23 protein-coding genes and 1 pseudogene are annotated in these 20,287 nt (G+C 64.9%); 12 read left to right on the top strand and 12 right to left on the bottom strand.

Annotation, left to right across the window (positions count from 1 at the left end):
* Window positions 1-379 precede the first annotated feature (379 nt).
* Complete coding sequence (locus BKA23_RS01115) at window positions 380-1,330, bottom strand: hypothetical protein (RefSeq protein WP_145224743.1); 951 nt, start codon at window positions 1,328-1,330, stop codon at window positions 380-382.
* 561 nt (window positions 1,331-1,891) lie between these two features.
* Between BKA23_RS01115 and BKA23_RS01110 the strand changes: the two genes are divergently transcribed.
* Window positions 1,892-3,139, top strand: coding sequence for an IS256 family transposase (locus tag BKA23_RS01110; protein ID WP_145224741.1), 1,248 nt, complete (start codon window positions 1,892-1,894; stop codon window positions 3,137-3,139).
* Here BKA23_RS01110 and BKA23_RS18200 read toward each other — a convergent pair.
* On the bottom strand, window positions 3,119-3,550 hold the full coding sequence (locus BKA23_RS18200; RefSeq protein ID WP_425473767.1) for a protein-tyrosine phosphatase family protein: 432 nt from the start codon (window positions 3,548-3,550) through the stop codon (window positions 3,119-3,121). The genes BKA23_RS01110 and BKA23_RS18200 overlap by 21 nt on opposite strands.
* 441 nt (window positions 3,551-3,991) lie before the next feature.
* Here BKA23_RS18200 and BKA23_RS01100 point away from each other — a divergent pair, with 441 nt between their 5' ends.
* A complete protein-coding gene (locus BKA23_RS01100) occupies window positions 3,992-4,903 on the top strand; it encodes an alpha/beta hydrolase (RefSeq protein WP_145224738.1) in 912 nt (303 codons plus the stop codon).
* Between the two features lie 191 nt (window positions 4,904-5,094).
* Complete coding sequence (gene thyX / locus BKA23_RS01095; protein ID WP_246104392.1) at window positions 5,095-5,790, top strand: FAD-dependent thymidylate synthase; 696 nt, start codon at window positions 5,095-5,097, stop codon at window positions 5,788-5,790.
* A 6-nt stretch (window positions 5,791-5,796) separates the two neighbouring features.
* Here thyX and BKA23_RS01090 read toward each other — a convergent pair whose 3' ends face one another.
* Entirely contained in the window at window positions 5,797-6,708 is a 912-nt protein-coding gene (locus BKA23_RS01090) for a phosphotransferase family protein (RefSeq protein ID WP_170226319.1), read from the bottom strand.
* A 270-nt stretch (window positions 6,709-6,978) separates the two neighbouring features.
* Window positions 6,979-7,734 carry a class I SAM-dependent methyltransferase gene (locus BKA23_RS01085; RefSeq protein ID WP_170226318.1) on the bottom strand — a complete coding sequence of 252 codons (756 nt, stop codon included), beginning with the start codon at window positions 7,732-7,734 and terminating at the stop codon, window positions 6,979-6,981.
* 75 nt (window positions 7,735-7,809) lie between these two features.
* Between BKA23_RS01085 and BKA23_RS01080 the strand changes: the two genes are divergently transcribed.
* The gene (locus BKA23_RS01080) at window positions 7,810-8,439 is read left to right on the top strand and encodes a ribonuclease FAU-1 family protein (protein ID WP_170226317.1); all 630 of its coding nucleotides are present in this window, start codon (window positions 7,810-7,812) and stop codon (window positions 8,437-8,439) included.
* Window positions 8,440-8,446: 7 nt separating this feature from the next.
* On the opposite strand, the gene BKA23_RS01075 is transcribed toward BKA23_RS01080, so the two are convergent.
* The 5 genes from BKA23_RS01075 to BKA23_RS01055 are packed head-to-tail and all read right to left on the bottom strand — an operon-like array spanning window position 8,447 to window position 11,974.
* Window positions 8,447-9,337, bottom strand: coding sequence for a class I SAM-dependent methyltransferase (locus BKA23_RS01075; RefSeq protein WP_145224729.1), 891 nt, complete (start codon window positions 9,335-9,337; stop codon window positions 8,447-8,449).
* Window positions 9,300-9,902: a dienelactone hydrolase family protein gene (locus BKA23_RS01070; protein ID WP_145224727.1), complete on the bottom strand. Its 603-nt coding sequence runs from the start codon at window positions 9,900-9,902 to the stop codon at window positions 9,300-9,302. The genes BKA23_RS01075 and BKA23_RS01070 overlap by 38 nt, the downstream gene beginning before the upstream one ends.
* A 39-nt stretch (window positions 9,903-9,941) precedes the next feature.
* A complete protein-coding gene (locus tag BKA23_RS01065; protein ID WP_145224725.1) occupies window positions 9,942-11,195 on the bottom strand; it encodes an RNA polymerase sigma factor in 1,254 nt (417 codons plus the stop codon).
* Window positions 11,192-11,578 carry a YciI family protein gene (locus BKA23_RS01060; RefSeq protein WP_145224723.1) on the bottom strand — a complete coding sequence of 129 codons (387 nt, stop codon included), beginning with the start codon at window positions 11,576-11,578 and terminating at the stop codon, window positions 11,192-11,194. Before BKA23_RS01060 ends, BKA23_RS01065 begins: the two co-directional genes overlap by 4 nt.
* Window positions 11,579-11,581: 3 nt before the next feature.
* Window positions 11,582-11,974 (bottom strand): YciI family protein, encoded by a 393-nt coding sequence (locus BKA23_RS01055; protein WP_145224721.1) that lies wholly within the window; start codon window positions 11,972-11,974, stop codon window positions 11,582-11,584.
* A 152-nt stretch (window positions 11,975-12,126) separates the two neighbouring features.
* Here BKA23_RS01055 and BKA23_RS18195 point away from each other — a divergent pair.
* The 6 genes and pseudogenes from BKA23_RS18195 to BKA23_RS01035 form a co-directional block, all read left to right on the top strand.
* Window positions 12,127-12,387, top strand: a pseudogene (locus BKA23_RS18195) (LLM class flavin-dependent oxidoreductase); the annotation flags it as partial.
* Between the two features lie 13 nt (window positions 12,388-12,400).
* Complete coding sequence (locus tag BKA23_RS01050) at window positions 12,401-13,087, top strand: LLM class flavin-dependent oxidoreductase (protein WP_281287553.1); 687 nt, start codon at window positions 12,401-12,403, stop codon at window positions 13,085-13,087.
* 129 nt (window positions 13,088-13,216) lie between these two features.
* Window positions 13,217-13,894, top strand: coding sequence for a class I SAM-dependent methyltransferase (locus tag BKA23_RS01045; protein ID WP_145224719.1), 678 nt, complete (start codon window positions 13,217-13,219; stop codon window positions 13,892-13,894).
* 54 nt (window positions 13,895-13,948) lie between these two features.
* On the top strand, window positions 13,949-14,323 hold the full coding sequence (locus BKA23_RS01040; protein ID WP_145224717.1) for a nucleoside triphosphate pyrophosphohydrolase family protein: 375 nt from the start codon (window positions 13,949-13,951) through the stop codon (window positions 14,321-14,323).
* A gap of 59 nt (window positions 14,324-14,382) precedes the next feature.
* On the top strand, window positions 14,383-14,541 hold the full coding sequence (locus BKA23_RS17565; protein WP_170226316.1) for a hypothetical protein: 159 nt from the start codon (window positions 14,383-14,385) through the stop codon (window positions 14,539-14,541).
* Between the two features lie 37 nt (window positions 14,542-14,578).
* Window positions 14,579-15,457 (top strand): crotonase/enoyl-CoA hydratase family protein, encoded by an 879-nt coding sequence (locus BKA23_RS01035; protein WP_145224715.1) that lies wholly within the window; start codon window positions 14,579-14,581, stop codon window positions 15,455-15,457.
* Between the two features lie 265 nt (window positions 15,458-15,722).
* Here BKA23_RS01035 and BKA23_RS01030 read toward each other — a convergent pair whose 3' ends face one another.
* Window positions 15,723-17,408 carry an APC family permease gene (locus tag BKA23_RS01030; RefSeq protein WP_145224713.1) on the bottom strand — a complete coding sequence of 562 codons (1,686 nt, stop codon included), beginning with the start codon at window positions 17,406-17,408 and terminating at the stop codon, window positions 15,723-15,725.
* Between the two features lie 187 nt (window positions 17,409-17,595).
* Between BKA23_RS01030 and BKA23_RS01025 the strand changes: the two genes are divergently transcribed.
* Window positions 17,596-18,087 (top strand): MarR family winged helix-turn-helix transcriptional regulator, encoded by a 492-nt coding sequence (locus BKA23_RS01025; protein WP_145224711.1) that lies wholly within the window; start codon window positions 17,596-17,598, stop codon window positions 18,085-18,087.
* A gap of 36 nt (window positions 18,088-18,123) precedes the next feature.
* On the opposite strand, the gene tadA is transcribed toward BKA23_RS01025, so the two are convergent.
* Window positions 18,124-18,609 carry a tRNA adenosine(34) deaminase TadA gene (tadA, locus tag BKA23_RS01020; protein WP_342783585.1) on the bottom strand — a complete coding sequence of 162 codons (486 nt, stop codon included), beginning with the start codon at window positions 18,607-18,609 and terminating at the stop codon, window positions 18,124-18,126.
* 16 nt (window positions 18,610-18,625) lie between these two features.
* On the opposite strand from tadA, the gene upp reads away from it, so the two are divergent.
* Window positions 18,626-19,264 (top strand): uracil phosphoribosyltransferase, encoded by a 639-nt coding sequence (upp, locus tag BKA23_RS01015; RefSeq protein ID WP_145224709.1) that lies wholly within the window; start codon window positions 18,626-18,628, stop codon window positions 19,262-19,264.
* A gap of 19 nt (window positions 19,265-19,283) precedes the next feature.
* Here upp and BKA23_RS01010 read toward each other — a convergent pair whose 3' ends face one another.
* Window positions 19,284-20,270, bottom strand: a complete 987-nt coding sequence (locus BKA23_RS01010; RefSeq protein WP_246104390.1) for a small ribosomal subunit Rsm22 family protein — start codon at window positions 20,268-20,270, stop codon at window positions 19,284-19,286.
* Window positions 20,271-20,287: the final 17 nt, after the last annotated feature.

Raw genomic sequence — 20,287 nt, 5'->3', positions numbered from 1 at the left:
TCCCCATGCACACACCGCGGCACCCACGACTGGCACCCACGAACCCTCGCACCACGCCAGTGGCACGACATAGCCCTCGGCAGCACGATGCGGGTCAGTTCCGTGAGACTCGCAGCCACCACGGGCACATACGCGCCACTCGCGAGTGCCGCCACCCCAACCAACACGCGACTGCCGCGCACGAGCCCTCGCTCCACGCCAGTGGCACGAAATAGCCCTGGGCAGCGCGATGCGGGTCAGTTACGTGACACTCGCAGCCACTACGGGCACATACGCGCCACTCGCAGCCACCACGGGCGCGGGCGCGCCACTCGCGAGTGCCGCAGAGTTCATTGTTCACTCCAGAACGCACGACTGGCACGCACTGGCCCACGCGACCTCACCGCTTCCGCTGTGGAGCGGCAAGGAAGCGCTCCCATCGGACCTGGTCGAACAGGGGTGCCGGCCCGCGGTACCCGCACACTGTGAGCATCTGCCAGACCCTGCCGACGAGGCGATCCGGATGAGCAACGTCCTGCGATGTCAGCACCACATGCCGCCAGCCCAGCCGCTCCAACGCCTCGCGGCGCAGAAGATCGCGTTGCCGTTGCTCCGCCGATCGTTCGTGATACCACCCGTCATACTCGACGAGCAGTTTCCACCGCGGAAACGGCAGGTCGCCGCGCGCGACGAACTGTCCCGCAGCGTCGACGATGTCCATGTTCACCTCGGGCTGAGGCAGCCCGGACAGCCTCAAGATGACTCGTGTGCTGGTCTCGCGGAATGACTCGGCACCGATTCGCATCCACTCAGCGGCGGATCTGATCCTGAACGCGCTGCGGGTCGAGGCGCAGGCCCGTACCTGCGCCAGCGATATGTGCTCGTGCGTCAACAGCCAGTCCCCGACCTGAATCATGTTCAGCAGCGACATCTCGGAAGCGGCGCCGACAAAGCAATCCATCGGAGAAAGAACCCTCACGCCACGCACCACCGTGGTCATGCCGAGACAGTTCACCCGATGCAATCGCACGGCCAATCGAGTCCGGCCCGACGTCGCGGTGGACCAATGGCGAGGACCGGTGGTTGCCAGCGGCACGCCATACATCACCAAGCCCGTCGCATGACTCAGCGCGGCATCCGGCGGCAGGATCAGCCGGTCCGCTGCGAGCCAGAAGCCCAGATCGCGAGGCGTGCGAGCGCGCACCCAGACACCCCGCCTTGGGTGAACCGCCTCGTACGCCGGCCCCCGCAATTGCTTGTAGGTCACACCTGCGGCAAGCCCTTGCGCGGTGGTGAACGGGCCTTCAAGCAGGACAGGCGTGCGGGGCGGGCAACGTTGGTGAAGAGGCATGTGACCACGATGACCCGGTGGCGTATGCCGAGGTCGGCGCAGCCGCGACCGCGGTGGACAGGCCAACCATCCCAGCCGGCTGTGGATAACCATATGTGTGTCGTCGGCTTCGCCGATGTGCCGTCGTTGCGTCGCCGATGTGCCGTCGTTGAGGCAGCCACCCACAGAATGCCGCTCAGCACCGTCATCGCTGGCACACAATGGACCTCCGCTAGTGCGACTGGCACGCAATTGCCCCCGACGAGACTGTGCAGGGCACTTGTGTGCCAGTCACGGCTCGTGTCGGAAATTTCGTGACACTCGCTGATGCCCGCAGCGCAGCACTCGGGTGTCTTGCGCCTCTGGTGAACACATCATCACCGTCAGGCGCTCAGCGACCGACGTACTCGACCAACATCGCGCGCTGCCAAGGCGATTCCGGCCATCCCTTGACACCTCAGTTGAGTCCCGCATAGTGGTGTAGCGCGGTCGCCGTGATCGTCCTGGTAGTGGACGTGGGTGCGGCCACCGCGTGATCCTTCGAGTGAACGTCTCACTGCACTCTCGAATGGAGTCATCACGATGACCGCACCACATATTGTCGACCCTGCCAGCTTGCTGAGCGAGGCCTTGTCCGAAGCCAGTCCGGATCTGATGCGCAGTCTGTTGCAAACGGTGATTAACGCGTTGTTGTCCGCGGACGCTGACGCGGTCGTGGGCGCCGAGTACGGTCGTCCCTCACCCGAGCGGTCCGCGCAACGCAACGGGTACCGTCACCGGCCCTTGGACACCAGGGTCGGCACAATCGACGTCGCGATCCCGAAGCTACGCACCGGGACCTACTTTCCCCAGTGGCTGCTGGAACGACGCAAACGCACCGAGTCCGCGTTGATCACCGTGGTCGCGGACTGCTACCTGGCCGGGGTGTCTACCCGCCGGATGGACAAGTTGGTGAAGACATTGGGCATCGACTCACTGTCGAAATCGCAGGTGTCTCGGATGGCAGCCGATCTCGATGGCATCGTCGAGGACTTCCGGCACCGGCCCTTGAGTGATGCGGGTCCGTTCACGTTCGTGACCGCTGACGCGCTCACGATGAAAGTGCGTGAAGGCGGGCGCGTCATCAACGCCGTCGCCTTGTTAGCGACTGGTGTCAACGGTGATGGGCACCGCGAAGTCCTCGGCCTACGGGTAGCCACCTCAGAGACCGGGCCGGCGTGGAAGGAGTTCTTCGCCGACTTGGTCGCCCGCGGCCTGAGCGGTGTCCGACTGGTCACTTCCGACGCCCACCACGGCCTGGTGGAAGCGATCGGCGCGAACCTACCCGGCGCGTCCTGGCAACGCTGCCGCACGCACTACGCCGCGAACCTCATGAGCGTGACACCGAAAAGCATGTGGCCAGCAGTCAAAGCGATGCTGCACTCGGTGTATGACCAACCCGACACGGCCAGCGTGCATGCCCAGTTCGACCGGCTCCTGGACTACGTCCAGGAGAAGCTGCCCGACGTGCACGCCCACCTCGACGCTGCTCGCGCGGACATCCTGGCGTTCACCACGTTCCCCAAAGACGTGTGGACCCAGATCTGGTCCAACAACCCCACCGAACGCCTCAACCGGGAGATCCGCCGCCGTACCGACTCCGTCGGCATCTTCCCCCACCGGGCCGCGATCGTGCGCCTGGTCGGAGCCGTCCTGGCCGAGCAAACCGACGAATGGGCAGAAGGACGCCGCTACCTCGGCCTCGACATCCTCACCCGATGCCGCATCACCCCCACGCCCGGCACCGAACCCCAGATCGGAGCTGATCACCTACCCCAACTCACCACCTAAAACCTCAACAAGGAGAACGCACCCCGCTACACCACTACCAGGGACTTGACCGACACCTCTCGCTTTTTGCACATCATCCAACCAGGTGGTGACCTTGTCGGGATGGTGCCCATTGGCGACGAGAAACGCACCGAGGACCAATCCTGTTCGTCCGACACCCATTCGGCAATGCACGACAACGCCGTGGCCTTTGCGAATGAGCTCCGAAACGGCAGAGACGGCGCGAGCAACTTCAGCCCCTTCTGCTGCTGGATTGCGAGGCTCTGAGCCGCCCCGGAGGTCCTCCAACTCAAAGCTGCACTTACCCAGGGGAGTTGGATCGTAGGCAGTCACTCCCACAAGCGACACGACCGTGTCCAGTCCACGTTCTTTCAAGAATCCGAATGGGAATCCATCCGGCGGCGCAGCCATTCCGGCAAGGCGGGCGCTGTCATTGCGAGCCCACCAGAGCCAAGGAAAATCGGGTCGAACAGCATCCGCGATTGGCAGCAAATCTTCCGCCCTGTGGTGGTTCATCGTTGGCATTTCCCTCCGCCCCATCAACTCATGCTCTGCTACAAACGCCGCTGTGCCAAGCCCGCCATTTGACGGCCGGACACCGGTCACAGGCTAAGCAACCGTCACACCGATCGGCCCACCGTGTCATCACACGTGTAGGACGTCACCGTACGCGACACGCCATGTGTCATCGATTGTCCAGTGACCCCGTCGACATGGGTTGCGCCGAAGACGACCACGATGCACCACCATGCGTGACTCAACTCTTGAGCCGGAGGCTTCACTGAGCCCGACCCGCCGTATCGCGCTTCCGGCCTGTAGCGCGGCTGGGCACGCCAGGAGCGGCCCAGCACGATGCGCCTTGAAGTACAACCGAGGCGTAACATATTGACTCAATTGATTGAAGGACTTTTGCTGGAACGAGGTTTTGTGGTTCGGTCTTTTACGGTGCAACTGACGCCGCCGACACATCATTTTGTCGAGTCGTATCCCGATCTGGTCTACACCCAATTCGAGGGTGATCATCTTCTGTCCGGCGGGCAACAACTCCATTTCGACTTTTTGAAGCCCGTCACGAAGACACCGACTCCGCTTGTTGTTTTCGTCAAAGGCGGCGGCTTTCGAAATGTTCACCGCGCCCGGTATCTCCCGGCATTGGTGCCCTTGGCCCAGCGGGGCATCGCGATCGCCAGCGTGGAATACCGAACGAGCAACCTGGTGAAATTTCCCCAGCCGGTCGAGGATGTCCGCGAGGCGCTGCGGTACATCCGCGCACATGCGATCGAGTTCAACATCGACCCGACCAACGTTGGCATGTGGGGCAACTCCGCAGGCGCAACCATCGTCACGATCGCGGGAGCGTCCGCCGATGAGGGCGCCGAGCCGATCCGAGCGGTCGCCAGTTGGTACGGCATACACGATCCACTGCGCTCATCGAAGTTCCGCGCGTCCGGCTCGCCGATGCGAGCCACTCTTGGGCCTCCGGACGACGAGGGCGGTCACTGGTACAAGCCGAGTGATTGCATCGGCCCGCAGTCGCCGCCGATGTTCCTCGTTCATGGGACCGACGACCAGGTAGTTCCGATGGAACAAAGCGTTGCACTGGCCGAAACGCTCGACGAGGTCGGCGTGCCTTATGAACTCATGCTGATCGAGGGCGGAAGGCACGATTTCGCGCAAACCAGCACGTGCACCGATGCCCTCCAACACACCCTCGACTTTCTGTACAACCACCTCATCAAAAGCGATGATTCCCATAATTCATAGTCGCAATTTCTGCACGCACCCAACCGTTGAGTGACACATTTGACTGCTCTTCAGTCGGCCAGATAGCCGGTGTCAGGGTCGATATCGCCGAGGAAGTCCCGCACTCGCTCGACAAGATCGGCTAGACCAGCCCACCAATGATCAGAGTGCCGGGTGGTGGAGCCGAGGTTGCCCTGAGTGATACTCCTCGAGTGACCTCAGATCCGCAGCCCCAGTTTGTAGGTACATCGACCGTGGAGCTCTATCGCGCGTCCGCGAGCGACTTGGACGTCGCGCGCGCGGCGTGGGTGTCTCAAGACGAAGCCGCCCACGCCAAAGAAGCCGAAGCTGGGCGGATCGAGGGACTGATTCGGTTCCTCTGGCGCAACCACCACACCTCCCCCTTCGAACACGGGCAGTTCACGTTCATCGTGACCACTCCGCTGTTCGTTGCGAGGGAATTCATGCGTCACCGCACGTTCTCGTTCAACGAAATCAGCGGTCGTTATACCGTACTTCCGGATGTGTTCTATTTGCCACCAGCCTCACGACCATTGCGGCAGGAGGGCAAGGTCGGCGCATACCGATTCGAGTCCGGCTCTCAAGAGCAGGTCGACTTGGTGCGCAACACCATCACCGCAAACACTGCTAACTGTTACGTGGCCTACCACCGCATGCTCGACGCCGGTATCGCGCGAGAAGTCGCTCGCGACGTTCTCCCCGTGAACGTCATGACGTCTTTCTGGGCCACCGTCAACCCGCGCAACCTGATGCACTTTCTGAACCTGCGCTCCGCCCCCGATGCCCTCGTCGAAATCCAAGAGGTCGCCGCTGAAATGGAGCAGCACTTCGCACAACAAATGCCAGTGACACATCGAGTCTGGCGCGAGGCGCTCTTTCCCAGCTGACCCAACTCACCGGATTCCGCAGCTCTCGAGTTCGCGGCGGAGGTTCTCGGCCCACCGAGCGCGAGTGGCCACGATCGTGGGCAGGCCCGGCGGTGCTTCTTCCGTCGAGCGCGCAGCGAGCGTCATCGCTGCAGAAGCCATCAGCACGATCAGGTCGGAAGGATCACGGTCGGCCAAGTCGGGCTGCCGCGCGAAACACGTCGCCGCGGAGATCGAGGCTCCACTCATCGCGCAATCCATTGCGAGCAACGCATGGTCGATCCAATCAGCTCCGCGACGCACCTGACCCCAGTCGATCAGAACGTCGCGGCCATCGCCGAAGATCATGTTGTCCGCCCGAATGTCCCAGTGCAGCAACGTTTCTCCGTTGATGAGCGCCGCCGCCCGCTCTGCATGCGCCGCCAACGCGTCATGATGTCTGGCCCACCATGGGTCGACCTGGTCGAGTCGATCCGCGAGCAACTTCCAACCATCGGTGAAGATCGGTGCATTCTCCGTCGCCAACGGCACCCAGTCCGCGGAGATGCCGTCAAGTACGGGACGCAGCGCCGACAGCACATCGTTCGCTCGACGGAGATCGTCGGATGACCAGGGAACATCGGGAACAGCGCCCGGCAGGTCCTCGATAAGCAACGCGACCCAGTTGCCGTCGTCATACACGTCGAGCAGACGAGGCAGGTTCGGATGGTCCGGCAGGCACGCAAGGATCCGGGCCTCATCGCGCAACAGTTCGGGTGTGACCGGATTCAACTCGGGGCCGCACGCCTTCACGAATGCCGTTCTGCCCGAACTAGATCGAAGACGAGCAGCAGGTCCCGGCGACATCCCGCCGACACAGTCGGTCACCGCACTCAGGTCGCCACCCAGGTGGTCATTGGCCCAATCACGCACGGAGTCGGGCGCGGATGCGAAGTCCATCCGCACTCCCCTGGCATGCGAATGCCGAGTCATCGTCTACCTCCCACGAAGTGCGATCATCACCCGCACCCCTCCCGCTCGCAAGAGATTTAGCGGCCCCCAGTCCTGGCTGGACCAGGTCGAGGCGATCGAAGGCGATGCATCCGCCCATTGTCAGAGCGGGAGACACGACCAGGACCTCGTGAGGCGAGCGACAACACCCATCGAAGGCACTCTGCGCTGCCCCAGGATGTGGGGCAGCGCAGAGTGCACGAACGATGGCGCAGCAGGTCAGCCGATCGCGAAACGGTAGGCGATCGTGCGGTGCGGCACCTCGACCACGGTGTCCCCGATCGGGCCGAATTCGCGCTCCACCGTCTCAGCGCACAACTCCCGCAGATGTTGTTGTCCCGGCTTGTCGGCAGCCAGGTAGTACGAGCGCGTCGTCACCCGGTCGGCGAGGTCGCGCGTCGATGTCGGCAGTGACCAGATGAACTCGCGCACCGCCGGCTCACCGAATTGTGCACCGACGGACTTCGCCGACGACGAGTTCTCGGTGCTGCCCTGATCGAGATCGTGGCTCGCAGCGTCCAGCGCCGCCATACGTGCATCACGCAGATCGAGGAAATTCCAGATCAGCCCCAGGTGACCACCCACAGCCAGGATTCGCGCGGCCTCCGCCGATGCAGCCACCGGATCGGCCCAGTGCCAGGCCTGCCCGTAGACCACCACGTCAGCACTTCGATCGGGCAACCCGGTTGCTTCACCCGACCCGTGTGACACCGCGACATCGGGCAGATGCGCAGTCAGTTGATCGGCCATGTCGGCGCTGGGCTCGACCGCTGTCACGGCATGACCGAGATCGACGATCTGCGCGGTCAGCTTGCCGGTGCCTGCTCCGATGTCGACGACGCGCAGCGGCTCCGTCGACCCGACCAGCCATCGCACCGCGTCGATCGGGTATGACGGCCGCAACCTGTCGTACCTCGCGCCTCCGACTTGAAACGCCCTGCCCAGCCGCTGCCGCTCGTCTGCATCACGTGCCATGGCAAAGACGCTAGACCTCCACTCAGGTATGCCGACCGCAGGGCTGATGCGACATCGCGCCGTATCGTCGGCCCGGTGAAACAGTTCAGCGGCACATGCTGGGAGCCGGGCGACGTCATCCTCACTCGCGAGATCCACCGGGACGCGGTTTGGATGGCCACGTGCGAGTACGTCGTGGAAGACACCGGCGATCGCCTCGTCACGTTCATTCCGCCCGGGGCCGAATTCGGCTTCCCCGACGGCCACCCCCTCGGTGAACATCCGTGGAAGTCACGGGGCGCTCAGCGCTGGACCGGTCACGGAAAGCTCACGATCGCCCGCTTCGGCCAGCCGTGGCAGGTCAGTGTCTTCTGGCATGGCGACAATCGTGAGCTCGAGTGCTGGTACATCGACATGATCCGCCCGATCCAACGGTTCAGCGGTGGAATCGACGGCACCGATCAGGAACTCGACCTGGTCATTGCTCCGGACGGCACGATCGAGGAGAAGGATGTCACCGAGTTCGAACAGGAAGTGCTCGACGGGCGCTTCACCGATGCCGAAGCCGCGACACTCCGAGCCGACTTCGCTCGAGTCAAGAATCTGGTCGAACGAGACGGGGTTCCAGCCGAATCCCACTGGGCCACATGGGAACCGCCCAACAACTGGGACCCGCTCGACCTACCCACCGACTGGGCGCAATTCGCACCACTGAGCACCTGGTGATCGACGGCTAAACACTGCAGGCTGCGACGGTGGCGACATACACAGCCGTGCTGATAAAAGCGACCTCACTGTCCCTGCCGCCCGACCCGACACGTGCGAAGAACTCCTCCTTCACCCGGCGCTGCACTGCCGGTGCCTGGGCGAGGTAGGTGCGGCCGACTGTCGCGACACCTCCCGCGACGCCGGACCACAGCGCTCGGGGCGTCGTGTGCCAGACCCACTCGATCTCGCGCGCGGCTGTCACCCGCAGTCCCGCCCCGCGCAACAGACCAGCCAGTCCACCGCAGGAAAGCTCGAAATCCTCGCCCTCAGGTAGCCGCCCGCCCTCAAGCGGAACGACTGCAGCAGCAGCAAAAACGTCAGCCATCAGACCGCCCCATTCAGTGCGCCCTGCTGGCCAGATCGTCGCAACCACCCGGCCACCGGGAGCGGTGATGCGTGCGAGTTCCGTTGCAGCTGAACGTGGTTGGCGCACATGATTGATGACGAAGTTGGCTGTGACCGTCTCGAACGAGCCGTCTGCGAACGGAAGCTGTGGCAGCCTGCCCTGGCACAGCCGGCCAGGCCCCGAACGACTCGCGAGCACCAACGACTCAGCGTCCGCGTCGACTCCGTAGGTGTCGATACCCCGCGCGAGTGCGGTCTCGACGAGACCACCGGTGCCACATCCGACATCGAGCAGCCGTCCGCCGTCCACATCACCGAGGACGTCGTCGATGGTTCCTGCGCACAAACCCGCGAACGACGCACCGTATGCCGCGCCCCACTGGCTCACATCGCCGGCTCGTGTCGAACTGACCGGCATCCGCCAGCGACCACCGCCACACAACGGATCGCCGATGCGGGCAGCGGGTGCTGCGTCATACAGCCCGGACTCGGTCGAGCAAGGTGAGCACACGCTCCATCACCAGCGCGGTCGCGGCCGCGTCGTAGGACGGGAGCGAGGCGTCGGTGAACAGGTGCACGTCGCCGGGATAGACGAACAGCTCCGCGACAGCCACCTCATCGGCCACCTGCCGAGCCGCGTCGATGTCGCCTTCTTCACCAAAGAACGGGTCGTGTTCCGTGCCGTGCACTTGCACCGGCACGCCCTCCGGCCAGCCGTTGCCGAACTCGGTCGGCGGAACAAAAGCCTCGAGCAACACCGCCGCACGAGCGCCCGGCCGCGTCTGAGCAAGCCGCTGCGCAGACATCACGCCGAGCGAAATACCAGCGTAGACAATGTCATTCGGCAGATCGGCCACTGCAGCGTCAGCCCATTGCTCGACGCCTCCCTTGGCCTGCACCGCAGCGAAACCGTCCTCGATCGAGGCGAAGGTCTGCCCGTCGAACAAGTCCGGGGTGTGCACGATGTGCCCGGCCGCGCGCAACGTCCCGGCGAGCGCCTGAACCCCAGGCGTGAGACCTTGGACATGGTGAAAGAGCACGATCTCGAGCCGGCCCGCGGTGGGTGTGGTCGTCATACATCGACTCTAGAGGCGTCATCCGACATCGCGACAGGCTCACGCATCGCCGGCCACCTCGTCCCGACGACGGCGCAGATAGGCGCGTTCGCCAACGTTCCCGGCCAGGTCGATCGCGAGGTCATAAGCAGCGACGGCCTCCTCCCGTCGCGACAACCGGCGCAACAGATCGGCACGTGTCGCGTGGAAGGCGTGGTACGCCGCAAGGGGCTCACCCAGTCCGTCGACGATCCGCAAACCCGCGGCAGCACCGTCGATCTCAGCGATGACGACAGCCCGGTTCAACGCCACGACGGGTGATGGATCAATGAGCACCAACCGGTCGTAGAGCGTCCGGATCTGCGCCCAGTCGGTGTCGTCGACGGACGCGGCCGCAGTGTGAACCGCATTGATCGCCGCCAGCAGCTGGAATCGGCCGGGCGACGGTCCACCCGCCGCAACGGCCGCAATCCGCTCGCGCACCAAGCTCGAGCCCTCGGCGATCAACCCGGCATCCCAGAGGTCGCGATCCTGCTCGGAGAGCGTGACGAGCTCACCGGTCGCTGACACCCGCGCACGGTGGCGCGCATCCGTCAGCAGCATCAACGCCAGCAGCCCCGCGACCTCACCGTCGTCCGGCAGCAGCTCACGCACCAGCCGAGTCAGCCGGATCGCCTCGTCGGTGAGATCGACCCGCAGCGCATCGCCCCCACCACTTGCGAGATAGCCCTCGTTGAAGATCAGGAAAAGCACCGTCATCACCGCCGCGCTGCGATCGGCGATGTCAGCGGCCAGCGGCACCCGGTAGGGAATGTGCGCGGCCTTGATCTTGGCCTTCGCCCGGGTGATCCGCTGGGCCATCGTGGTCTCCTGCACAAGGAACGCCGAGGCGATCTCGGCAACCGACAGACCACCGAGCATCCGCAGCGTCAGAGCGACCCGAGCAGGTATGGCGAGCGCGGGGTGGCAGCAGGTGAAGATCAGCCGCAGCCGATCGTCGGCGACAGGACCGGGCGCCGTCCCAAGCCCGGGCGCCATTTCATCGGACAGCATCGCTGCCTCCCGTTGTTTGGTGTCGCGGTGGGACTCACGGCGCAGTCGGTCCAGCGCCTTGCGCGACGCAACGGTCGTCAGCCACGCCCCCGGATTGACCGGTACGCCGCCGACGGGCCACCGCTCGACGGCAACCGCGAACGCCTCGGCAGCCGCATCCTCGGCGACGTCCAGATCACCGAATCTGCGGGCGAGTCCGGCGACCACCCGGGACCACTCCGCGTGGTGGACCCGGGTGATCGCCTCAGCTACCTGCGTCACTGCCCCATGAGGTCTTCGGCGTCGACGGGCGACATGAACGGCCGCACTTCGACAATTCCACGGCATGCCTTTGAGCCCTGCGCCGCGAGATCGAGCGCTACATCAAGATCAGGTGCCTCGATGATCCAGAAGCCGCCGAGGTGTTCCTTGGCCTCCAGATACGGCCCGTCGTGCAGCACCGGCGCTGCTCCCTGACCGTCCACCGTGGTCGCCGTCGCGACCGGGGCAAGCCCATCGGCGAAGACGAAATAGCCCTTGCGCTCCAGCATGTCGTTGAAGACGCCGGTGTCGGCGAACGCCTGCTCCATGTCCTGCTTGCTCGGGTAGTCGCCGAACTCGCCGCGATCGGCGGGACCATGAACGGACATCAGATACCGGGGCATGACTCAGACCTCCTCAACTGCGCGGCTGCCGCGCTCGGCGATCTCGCTGATGCCGGAAGGGAATCGGTGGATCTCCTGGGGCCAGTCCAGCGCCACGGCGAGACGACCTGCCCAATAGCGCGCGTCGTCGTCGCTCGACACCTCGACGACGCAGAAGCCACCGAGGTGTTCCTTGGATTCGGCGAACGGGCCGTCGGTGAAGACGGGCTGGCCGTCCTGAGCGCGGGCGCTACCGACGATCGTGTCCGCATCAAGTCCGCCGTCGCTGAACACGAAGACCCCCGCCGCCCGCATGTCCTCCAGCACCGCATGGCCGGCGCGCGACTTCGCGTGCAACTGCTCCAGCGTGTGCTCGGGGACCCACTCGTCGTTGAACGCGATGAGGTACTGCGTCATGGCTGCTCCATTTCGGGTCGGTGCGGCGGCTCGTCCGCCGTCATACACCCACACGACGAACGGTACGTCCTGAATACGACATACCTGCCGGATGATTTTCCGAGCGACCACTCGGGCTCGCTGACCGAGCGGCAGGCGTAACGTCCTGTGGTATGACGAAGCTCGGTTACCAGATCCCGAATTTCTCCTACCCCGACACTTCCGCCGAGCGGTTGTTCCCGACCGTGGTGCAACAGGCGAAAGAAGCCGACGCCTCCGGCTTCGACACCGTGCTGGTGATGGACCACTTCTACCAACTGCCGATGCTCGGTGCACCGAGCGAACCCATGCTGGAGTGTTACTCGCTGCTGTCGGCGCTGAGCCAGCACACCGAGCGAGTTCGCCTGTCCGCGTTGGTGACCGGCAACACCTACCGCAACCCGACCCCTGCTCGCCAAGACGGTGACCGCACTCGACGTCGTGTCCGGAGGTCGCGCCCAGCTCGGTATCGGCGCCGGCTGGTTCGAGCTCGAACACGACAGTCTCGGCTACGAATTCGGGACGTTCACAGACCGATTCGAGAAGTTGGAGGAGGCCCTGCAAATCATCCTGCCGATGCTGCGCGGCGAGACCGTGTCGCTGGACGGTGAGCGGTACCACGTCAAGGACGCCGTCAACTCCCCCGCGCCGCTCAGCAAGGTGCCGGTGATGATCGGCGGTGGCGGCGAGCGCAAGACGCTGCGGATGGTCGCGCAGTATGCCGACGAATCCAACCTCATCTGTGCCCGCGAGGACATCGCACGCAAGCTCAAAGCTCTCGACGAACACTGCGAGCGCCTCGGTCGCGACCGGTCGCAGATCACCGTGAGCTATCAGACGAGCGCGTGCATCGCGCCGACCGCGGATGAGGCCGAAGCCGAACTGCGTGCGTATGCCGAGCGCAACCCGAACGCCGCAGCCTCCCGACCGGGCAGCGCGATCGTCGGATCACCGGAGCAGGTCGCCGAGAAGTTCGCCGACCTCATGCAGACCGGCATCGACGGCGTGACCGTGAATGCCCCTGCAAACGGCCACATTCCGGGCCGAGTGCGGTTGCTCGGCGAGACGTTGACGCCGGTCGTTCTGCATGGCTGAGCTCCGCCGGATGTGAGCTCAGAGCCACCGCACGCGGACAGCGGCGCGACCGTCCCCGGCGACACACCGGTGGACGTGAACGCCTGAATCGCCTGCCGTTCAGCGGTACCCGGGCCTACGGTTGGTGCCATGTCCACCGATGAGCGCCCCGGACGGATTGCGGCGACATACGACACGATCGCCACCGACTACGCCGAATCCCTGCGCGACGAGCTCGGCGGGAAACCGCTGGATCGCGCGCTGCTGGCGGCGGTCGTCGAGATGTGCGACCACGGCACGATCGCCGACCTCGGTTGCGGTCCCGGCCACGTGACGCGTCATCTCGCGTCCATCGGAGCCGACGCCCTCGGCATCGACATCTCACCGGCGATGATCGCCATCGCCGAGCACGATGCGCCGGACGTCCGTTTCGAGGTCGCCTCGATGACGGACCTGGCTCTGCCGGACGAATCGCTCGGCGGCGTCGTGATGTTCTACTCGATCATCCATCTGAGTCCGGGCGAGCGAGCCAGGGCGTTCTCGGAGGTCCACCGGGTGCTGCGTTCCGGCGGAATTGCGTTGGTGGCCTTCCACATTCGCAGCGAGGAGTTCGCGCCGGGCGAGACCAACCACATGCACACATGGTTCGGGCACAGCGTCGACATCGACGGCTACTTCCTCGAACCCGAGCAGGTGATCGACGAGATAGCCGATGCCGGACTCGACGTGGTGTCGGTGACGACGCGGCTGCCGCACCCCGGCATCGAGGTCGCCAGCGAGCGCGCCTACGTGCTTGCACAGAAGCCGGGCCCGACCACCGAGCCGTGAGTCAGAAGGCGGAGTCGGCCCAACACCGTCGGTGCCGTCTGACATGCTGCACCGGTGGACCTGACTGAGTGGACTTCACGGCTCGAGATCGTCTCCGCCGGCTACGCCGAGGTGTATGCCGTCAACCGATCGCCGGAGTGGCTGCTACTCAAACTCACCGAGGAGCTCGGCGAACTCAGCCAGGCGTGGCTGGCGAGTTCGGGGCAGGGTCGCAACCGCGACAAAACCCCGGAGCAACTCGAATCCGCGGTCGCGGCAGAGTGCGCCGACGTGGTCGCGATGGCGCTGCTGTTCGCTCGAAACGTCGGCGTCGACATCGGGCAGGCTCTCACCGACAAGTGGTTGCCGTGGGAGGACTACCACCGACAACGTCATGACTCCGGCACGGCCGTCCCTCCGGTGCCCTTGGACGCCAACGCACGGCTGTAGGTGGCCGGCGTAGTGAGACACTGCACCGGACGGCTCACTTCCGAACGAAGGACGAACTCATGCGTGACTGGCCACTGGCAGCGAAGCTGCTGATAGCGCTGCTGGTGCTCGTCGTCGTAGTGCCGCTGATCTTCCGACTGTTCGTCGACGCCATCATCGGACTGGTCGTGGTAGGCATCGTGTTCGTCGGTTACAAGGCGATCACCAGCAGACGGTGACGGGCGGATCGCCCCGTCATACGCAAGGATTCGGTGCATGAGCTTCGACACGATCTCCTACGACGTTGCAGACGGCATCTGCACCATCACCCTCAACCGGCCCGAGCAGCTCAACGCCTTCACCGTGCAGATGGCGAACGAGCTCGTCGAAGCCTTCACCCACGTCAACGACGACGATGCGGCACGCGCGGTTGTCGTGACCGGAGCGGGCCGAGCGTTCTGCGCCGGCATGGATCTCTCGGTCGAGGGCAATGTCTTCGGCCTCGGCACCGACCCGGCACCCACGCTGCAGGACATGCACGAGCGGCTCGACGATCCGCGGATTCTGGAGCGGGTGCGTGACACCGGCGGCCGGGTGAGCCTCGCGATCTATGCCTGCACCAAGCCGGTGATCGGTGCGATCAACGGGCCCGCCGTCGGCATCGGCGCCACCATGACCCTGCCGATGGACATTCGGCTGGCCTCCGAGAAGGCTCGAATCGGCTTCGTATTCGGCCGGATCGGCATCGTGCCGGAGGCGTGCTCGTCGTGGTTCCTGCCGCGGATCGTCGGCATCTCGCGAGCGCTCGAGTGGACGTACACCGCCGACATCCTCACCGTCGACGAGGTGTATGACGCAGGCCTGGTCCGCGCGGTGCACTCCCCCGACGAACTACTGCCCGCGGCGTACACCTTGGCGCACCGGTTCGTCGACGGGCACTCACCGGTCGGTGTTGCACTGACCCGACAGATGATGTGGCGCAACAGCGCTCAGCCGCACCCGGTCGAAGCGCACCGGGTCGACTCACTGGCGATGTACTACACCAGCTTCGGTGATGGCGTCGAGGGCGTGGCAGCGTTCAACGAGAAGCGCGACGCCGACTTCGGCAGCCTGGTCTCGCGCGACATGCCGCCGTTCTATCCCTGGCAGGACTGACGTCGCCCGTCACCGGCGGTACGGCGACGGAGAACGCTCGGATTTGGGTGAAGCTGGCTTGGATGTCGATTACTTCCGCTCAGGTGCGCGGTACCCGTAAGTAAGGGTCATCTCAACCACGTGCAGGTGATGGAAGTGGCGGGTGAGAAATAGCGGGTGCCGCCAGCCGCCACATCGGCGGGTGCCGGCGCATCGCTGCGTCGGCGCCTGTCGATGTGGCGGTGTCCGGGTGGCCGTCGAGCGGCACCAAGACGCCAGAGTGAGCTCAGTGCGCGGAGGTCAGGGTCTGCTCCTCCACAGCCGCCTCTTCGCGCGACTGCTCGATGTAGTGGTCGACCCGGTCGCTGGGCAGTCGCACGTAGTACGCCCAGGCCATGATGATCGCGCTGAACACGAAGGTCACGGGGAAAGCGGAGCCGAAGTGCAGCACGCCCTTGCCACCGCTGTAGTCACCCAGCCACGAGATGAGCGCCAGCCCACCGAGCCACGGGATGTACCACGTGCCGGACTTCCAATCCCATTGCGGCTGCTGGCCTTTGGCCGCGTTGACCGCAACCATGACGCCGAGCAGGACGACACCCAGGAGCACCGCGAGGAACAACTTCTCGTTGGTCTGCCAGCCCGTCCAGTAGACGATGAGGTTGGCCGACCAGAAGGCAAGAAAGGCGATGACGGGACCACCCGGCAGCCGGAAAGGCCGCTCGTGGTCGGGCAACTGCTTGCGGAAGTTCACCAGCACCAGCGGGCCGGATCCGAACGACAGGACGGTCGCCGAGGTGATGAAGCCGACAAGCTGCTGCCAGCTCGGGAACGGCAAGAAGAGCACGAGTCCGACCACGAACGCCAGCAGCATGCTCACCAGTGGCACACCGTTGCTGGTGGTCCGTGCCAGTGCCGAAGGCGCATTGCCGTTCCGGGCCATCGCGTAGGAGATGCGCGAGGTGACAGTGGTGTAGATCAGGCCGGTGTCTGCCGGGGACACGATCGCGTCGATGTAAAGCAGGGTCGCCAGCCAGCCCATGCCCAGCACAGTCGCGATCGCCGCGAGTGGGCCGAAGTCGTCGGTGAAGCTGACGTTGTGCCATCCCTTGGCGATGTCGCCGTGGCTCACCGCACCCACGAAGGCAACCTGCAGCAGGACGTAGATCAGCGCCGTCAGCAGCACGGAGCCGATCACTGCGAAGGGCACATTGCGCCGCGGGTTGTCGGTCTCGCCGGCCAACTCGATGCCCTGCCGGAAACCGAGGAAGGAGAACACGATTCCCGAGGTGGCGATCGCGGTGAAAACACCGTGCATCCCCATCGGTGCGAAGCCATGGGAGTGGAAGTTTCCGGTGTCGAAGTGCGCGATGAGGAAGGCCACGATCACGATCGTGATGATGCCGAGCTTCCACCAGACGAGGACGTTGTTGATCCGCGCGAACCAGCGGACGCCGAAATAGTTGATGACCACGAAAACTGCCATCGCGATCACCGCGACCACCAGGCCCAGCCCGGTGAGCGTGTGCACCGTGGATCCGTCGACCGTCTTGGCGGTCGTGAAGTCCGCGTATTTCGTGGCATAGGTCAACGCGCCCTCGACCTCGATTGGCGCGACCGACATACATGCCACCCAGGTGATCCACCCGGTCATGTAGCTGGCGAATGATCCGAACCCGATGTGCGGAAAGCGAACGACACCGCCGGAGAGCGGAAACATCGTGCCCAACTCGGCGTAACACAGGCCGATGAGCAGAATCATCACGCCGCCCAGGGCCCACGAGATGATCGCCGCAGGACCGGCGGTCTGCGCGGCGTTCATCGCCCCGAACAGCCAGCCGGATCCGATGATCGATCCGACACCGGCAAACAGCAGGCCGATCCGGCCGACGTGCCGGTTCAGTTGCGGACTGGACTCTTTGCCTGATGACGGGCTGGCTCCGGACGGAGCACTGTCGGTATCTGAACTCATTGGGTGTTCCTCCTCAAGGCGATGCTGCTGCTGCCGGGATGCGACGGGCTCCCGTGATTCACTGCGGCCTCATCGACGGTACTGACAACTGCTGCGGCGATGCGGCGAAATTCTCCTGTGAATTTGTTTCCGTCCGCCATAATTGCAGTCAGCAACGATAGGCACGCACCGCGTAACATCTCCAGACATGAGTCACTCGGCGACCCAGCCTGAACGCGCTGACGATGACAGCGACAACCTGGTCACGGCGCTGCTGACCGCATCCCGCGTGCTGGTCGGTGTGTCCGCCCGTTCCCTGGCCGAGGTCGCCGAATCGCTGACCATGACGCAGTTCCGGCTGCTGGTCGTGCTGACCAACGAGGGCACCGTCCGGCTCAACCAGCTTGCGGGCAGCCTGGGCGTCAACGCGTCCACGGCACTGCGCACGGTGGACCGTCTGGTGGCGGCCGACCTGGTCAGCCGAACCGAGAACCCCAACGATCGCCGCGAGGTGCAACTCGCGGCGACTGACGCGGGTTACCGGATCGTCGAACGCGCGACGGATCTGCGCCGGGCCGAGATCGCCCGCATCGTGGAGGCGATGCCGGTCAGCCGTCGTCGCGAAATCGTCAAGGCACTGCTGGCGTTCAACGACGCCGCCGACGAACCCGCTGCCACGAACGCATCGCCCGACTGGTGATCGGGCAGCGCCGGCCCGCAACCGGTTTGCCTTCTGTCACTCCGCTGTGCGGGATCGCCGTCTGGCCCGGAAGAATTCGGTCAGCATCGCTGCGCACTCCTGCTCGCGCACTCCGCCCACCGCGGTCAGCCGATGCGGACTGCTGTTGTCGTGTATGACGTCCCACGCGCTTCCGCAGGCACCCGCCTTCGCGTCCCAGGCACCGAACACGATGTGCGCGATGCGCGACTGCATGATCGCTCCGGCGCACATGAGGCAGGGCTCGAGGGTGACCACGAGAGTGCAGCCGTCCAGCCGGTAATGACCCAATGTCGTTGCCGCTGAACGGATTGCGACGATCTCGGCATGCGCGAGCGGGTCGACGTCAGCAACCCGTCGATTCGGGCCCACGCCCAGGACCCCGCCGCCGCTGTCAAGGATCACCGCGCCGACCGGCACGTCGCGCGTCGACAGTGCCAGCTGCGCCTGCTCGATCGCTTCACCCATCCAAGCGTCATACAAGGTCGGAGTCGGCTCGGTCACGACTAGAGTTTGCGGCATGCGCGTCGAGCTGGCCAAACACCCGTTGATCGCCCACAAGCTGACCTACCTGCGCGACAAGCGCACAGACAGTCCCACGTTCCGCCGACTCGCCGAAGAGCTCGTGACGCTGCTGGCCTACGAGGCCACTCGTGAGGTGCGGGTCGAACCGTTCGACATCGAGACTCCGGTCGCGCCGACCACCGGTATCAAGCTGTCCTCTCCCAAACCGCTCGTGGTGCCGATCCTGCGGGCGGGTCTCGGCATGCTCGAAGGCATGGTGCGCCTGTTGCCGAGTGCCGAGGTCGGCTTCCTCGGGATGCAGCGCAACGAAGAGACCCTTGAGGCCATCACCTACGCCAACCGGCTGCCGGACGATCTGTCCGGGCGACAGTGCTACGTGCTCGACCCGATGCTCGCGACCGGCGGCACCCTGGCGATGTCGATCCGCTATCTGGTCGAGCGCGGCGCCGACGACATCACCGCCGTCACATTGCTGTCGGCACCCGAGGGCATCGCCGCTCTCGAAAAGGCGCTCGGCGATGTGCAGGTGCCGATCACGCTGGTCACCGGGGCCATCGACGAGCGTCTCAACGAGAACGGCTACATCGTGCCGGGGCTCGGCGACGCCGGCGACCGGCTCTACGGCCTGGTCTGACCGCGTCGGCTGTCAGGGCTCAGCCGCCGTTGACTCGATCGTCGGCGGGCCAGTCGTCGCCCCAGCGGACATCGCGTGCCGTTCGGTATGCCACACCGGCCTTCTTCGTCACGATCTGACGGCCCGCGGAGCCGTCCGGTCTGCACAACTGCAACTCCACCAGGCCCTTGCGCTTCATCGGATGACGTATGACGCGGGAGCCGTCTGCGGCATACAAATCGGTCGAACCGTCAACAACTGCAACGACATACGAGAACTTCTCATCCTCGTGTCCCAAATCACCACCCTTGAGCCGTCGATGCATCGCCGACCGTTCGACGCGTGCGCTGAAGTGGCACCAGTCGGGCGCAGCGATCGGGCACGCGAGCTGGTGCGGGCATGGCGTGACAACGCGTAATCCGGCCTCCAACAACAGAGCTCGCGCGGCGAGCACCCTTCGGTGCCCGTCTGGCGTGCCCGGTTCGACGATCACCACGCCGCGAGTTGCCGCCCTGATCGCACTCAGCACGATCGATGAGCGGTCGGCGTCACGCAACTCCGAGAGCACGTACGAGATCGTGACCAGATCGGCCGCCGGCACCGGCGAACCCGCCTGCCACGTGCGGAACTCCACGCTGCCGGGCTCTGCCGACCGCAGCCGACGACCCAGCGCCATTGCCTCGCCCGCCTGGTCGAGCACGGTGACCGACGCGTCCGGCCATTCCTCCGCCGCAGCCCACGCCATGGCTCCCGTGCCGCCACCGAGGTCGACCACCGAAGTGACCTCCCCGATGCGAGAAGCACTGTGCCACAACACATTCCGACATGCGGCCAGCGTCGCAGGCATGCGGTAGTTGGCATAGGCGAGCACATCCATCGCGGATGCCAGAATCGGTGCGGACGCCGCCCCGCCGGCACGATACCGGCCGATCAGCCGATCGACCGATACGACCAATGAGGCACTGGAGACTCCGGCCGTCTCGGCGTCAAGAGCATCACGCAACCGCAGATCGGGCGTTCGTTGCACACTGTCACTGCTGATGG

This window comes from Rudaeicoccus suwonensis (assembly GCF_007829035.1).
Taxonomy (GTDB): domain Bacteria; phylum Actinomycetota; class Actinomycetes; order Actinomycetales; family Dermatophilaceae; genus Rudaeicoccus; species Rudaeicoccus suwonensis.
Note: the sequence above shows the minus strand (reverse complement) of the source record. Positions and strands in the feature narration are given on the sequence as shown.

Excerpts from the sequence above, each read along its gene's own strand:
- BKA23_RS01115 (WP_145224743.1), bottom strand. The coding sequence starts at position 1,330 with ATGCCTCTTCACCAACGTTGCCCGCCCCGCACGCCTGTCCTGCTTGAA.
- BKA23_RS01110 (WP_145224741.1), top strand. The coding sequence starts at position 1,892 with ATGACCGCACCACATATTGTCGACCCTGCCAGCTTGCTGAGCGAGGCC.
- BKA23_RS18200 (WP_425473767.1), bottom strand. The coding sequence starts at position 3,550 with ATGGCTGCGCCGCCGGATGGATTCCCATTCGGATTCTTGAAAGAACGT.
- BKA23_RS01100 (WP_145224738.1), top strand. The coding sequence starts at position 3,992 with ATGCGCCTTGAAGTACAACCGAGGCGTAACATATTGACTCAATTGATT.
- BKA23_RS01090 (WP_170226319.1), bottom strand. The coding sequence starts at position 6,708 with ATGGACTTCGCATCCGCGCCCGACTCCGTGCGTGATTGGGCCAATGAC.
- BKA23_RS01085 (WP_170226318.1), bottom strand. The coding sequence starts at position 7,734 with ATGGCACGTGATGCAGACGAGCGGCAGCGGCTGGGCAGGGCGTTTCAA.
- BKA23_RS01070 (WP_145224727.1), bottom strand. The coding sequence starts at position 9,902 with ATGACGACCACACCCACCGCGGGCCGGCTCGAGATCGTGCTCTTTCAC.
- BKA23_RS01060 (WP_145224723.1), bottom strand. The coding sequence starts at position 11,578 with ATGCCCCGGTATCTGATGTCCGTTCATGGTCCCGCCGATCGCGGCGAG.
- BKA23_RS01055 (WP_145224721.1), bottom strand. The coding sequence starts at position 11,974 with ATGACGCAGTACCTCATCGCGTTCAACGACGAGTGGGTCCCCGAGCAC.
- BKA23_RS01045 (WP_145224719.1), top strand. The coding sequence starts at position 13,217 with ATGTCCACCGATGAGCGCCCCGGACGGATTGCGGCGACATACGACACG.
- BKA23_RS17565 (WP_170226316.1), top strand. The coding sequence starts at position 14,383 with ATGCGTGACTGGCCACTGGCAGCGAAGCTGCTGATAGCGCTGCTGGTG.
- BKA23_RS01035 (WP_145224715.1), top strand. The coding sequence starts at position 14,579 with ATGAGCTTCGACACGATCTCCTACGACGTTGCAGACGGCATCTGCACC.
- BKA23_RS01030 (WP_145224713.1), bottom strand. The coding sequence starts at position 17,408 with ATGAGTTCAGATACCGACAGTGCTCCGTCCGGAGCCAGCCCGTCATCA.
- BKA23_RS01025 (WP_145224711.1), top strand. The coding sequence starts at position 17,596 with ATGAGTCACTCGGCGACCCAGCCTGAACGCGCTGACGATGACAGCGAC.
- upp (WP_145224709.1), top strand. The coding sequence starts at position 18,626 with ATGCGCGTCGAGCTGGCCAAACACCCGTTGATCGCCCACAAGCTGACC.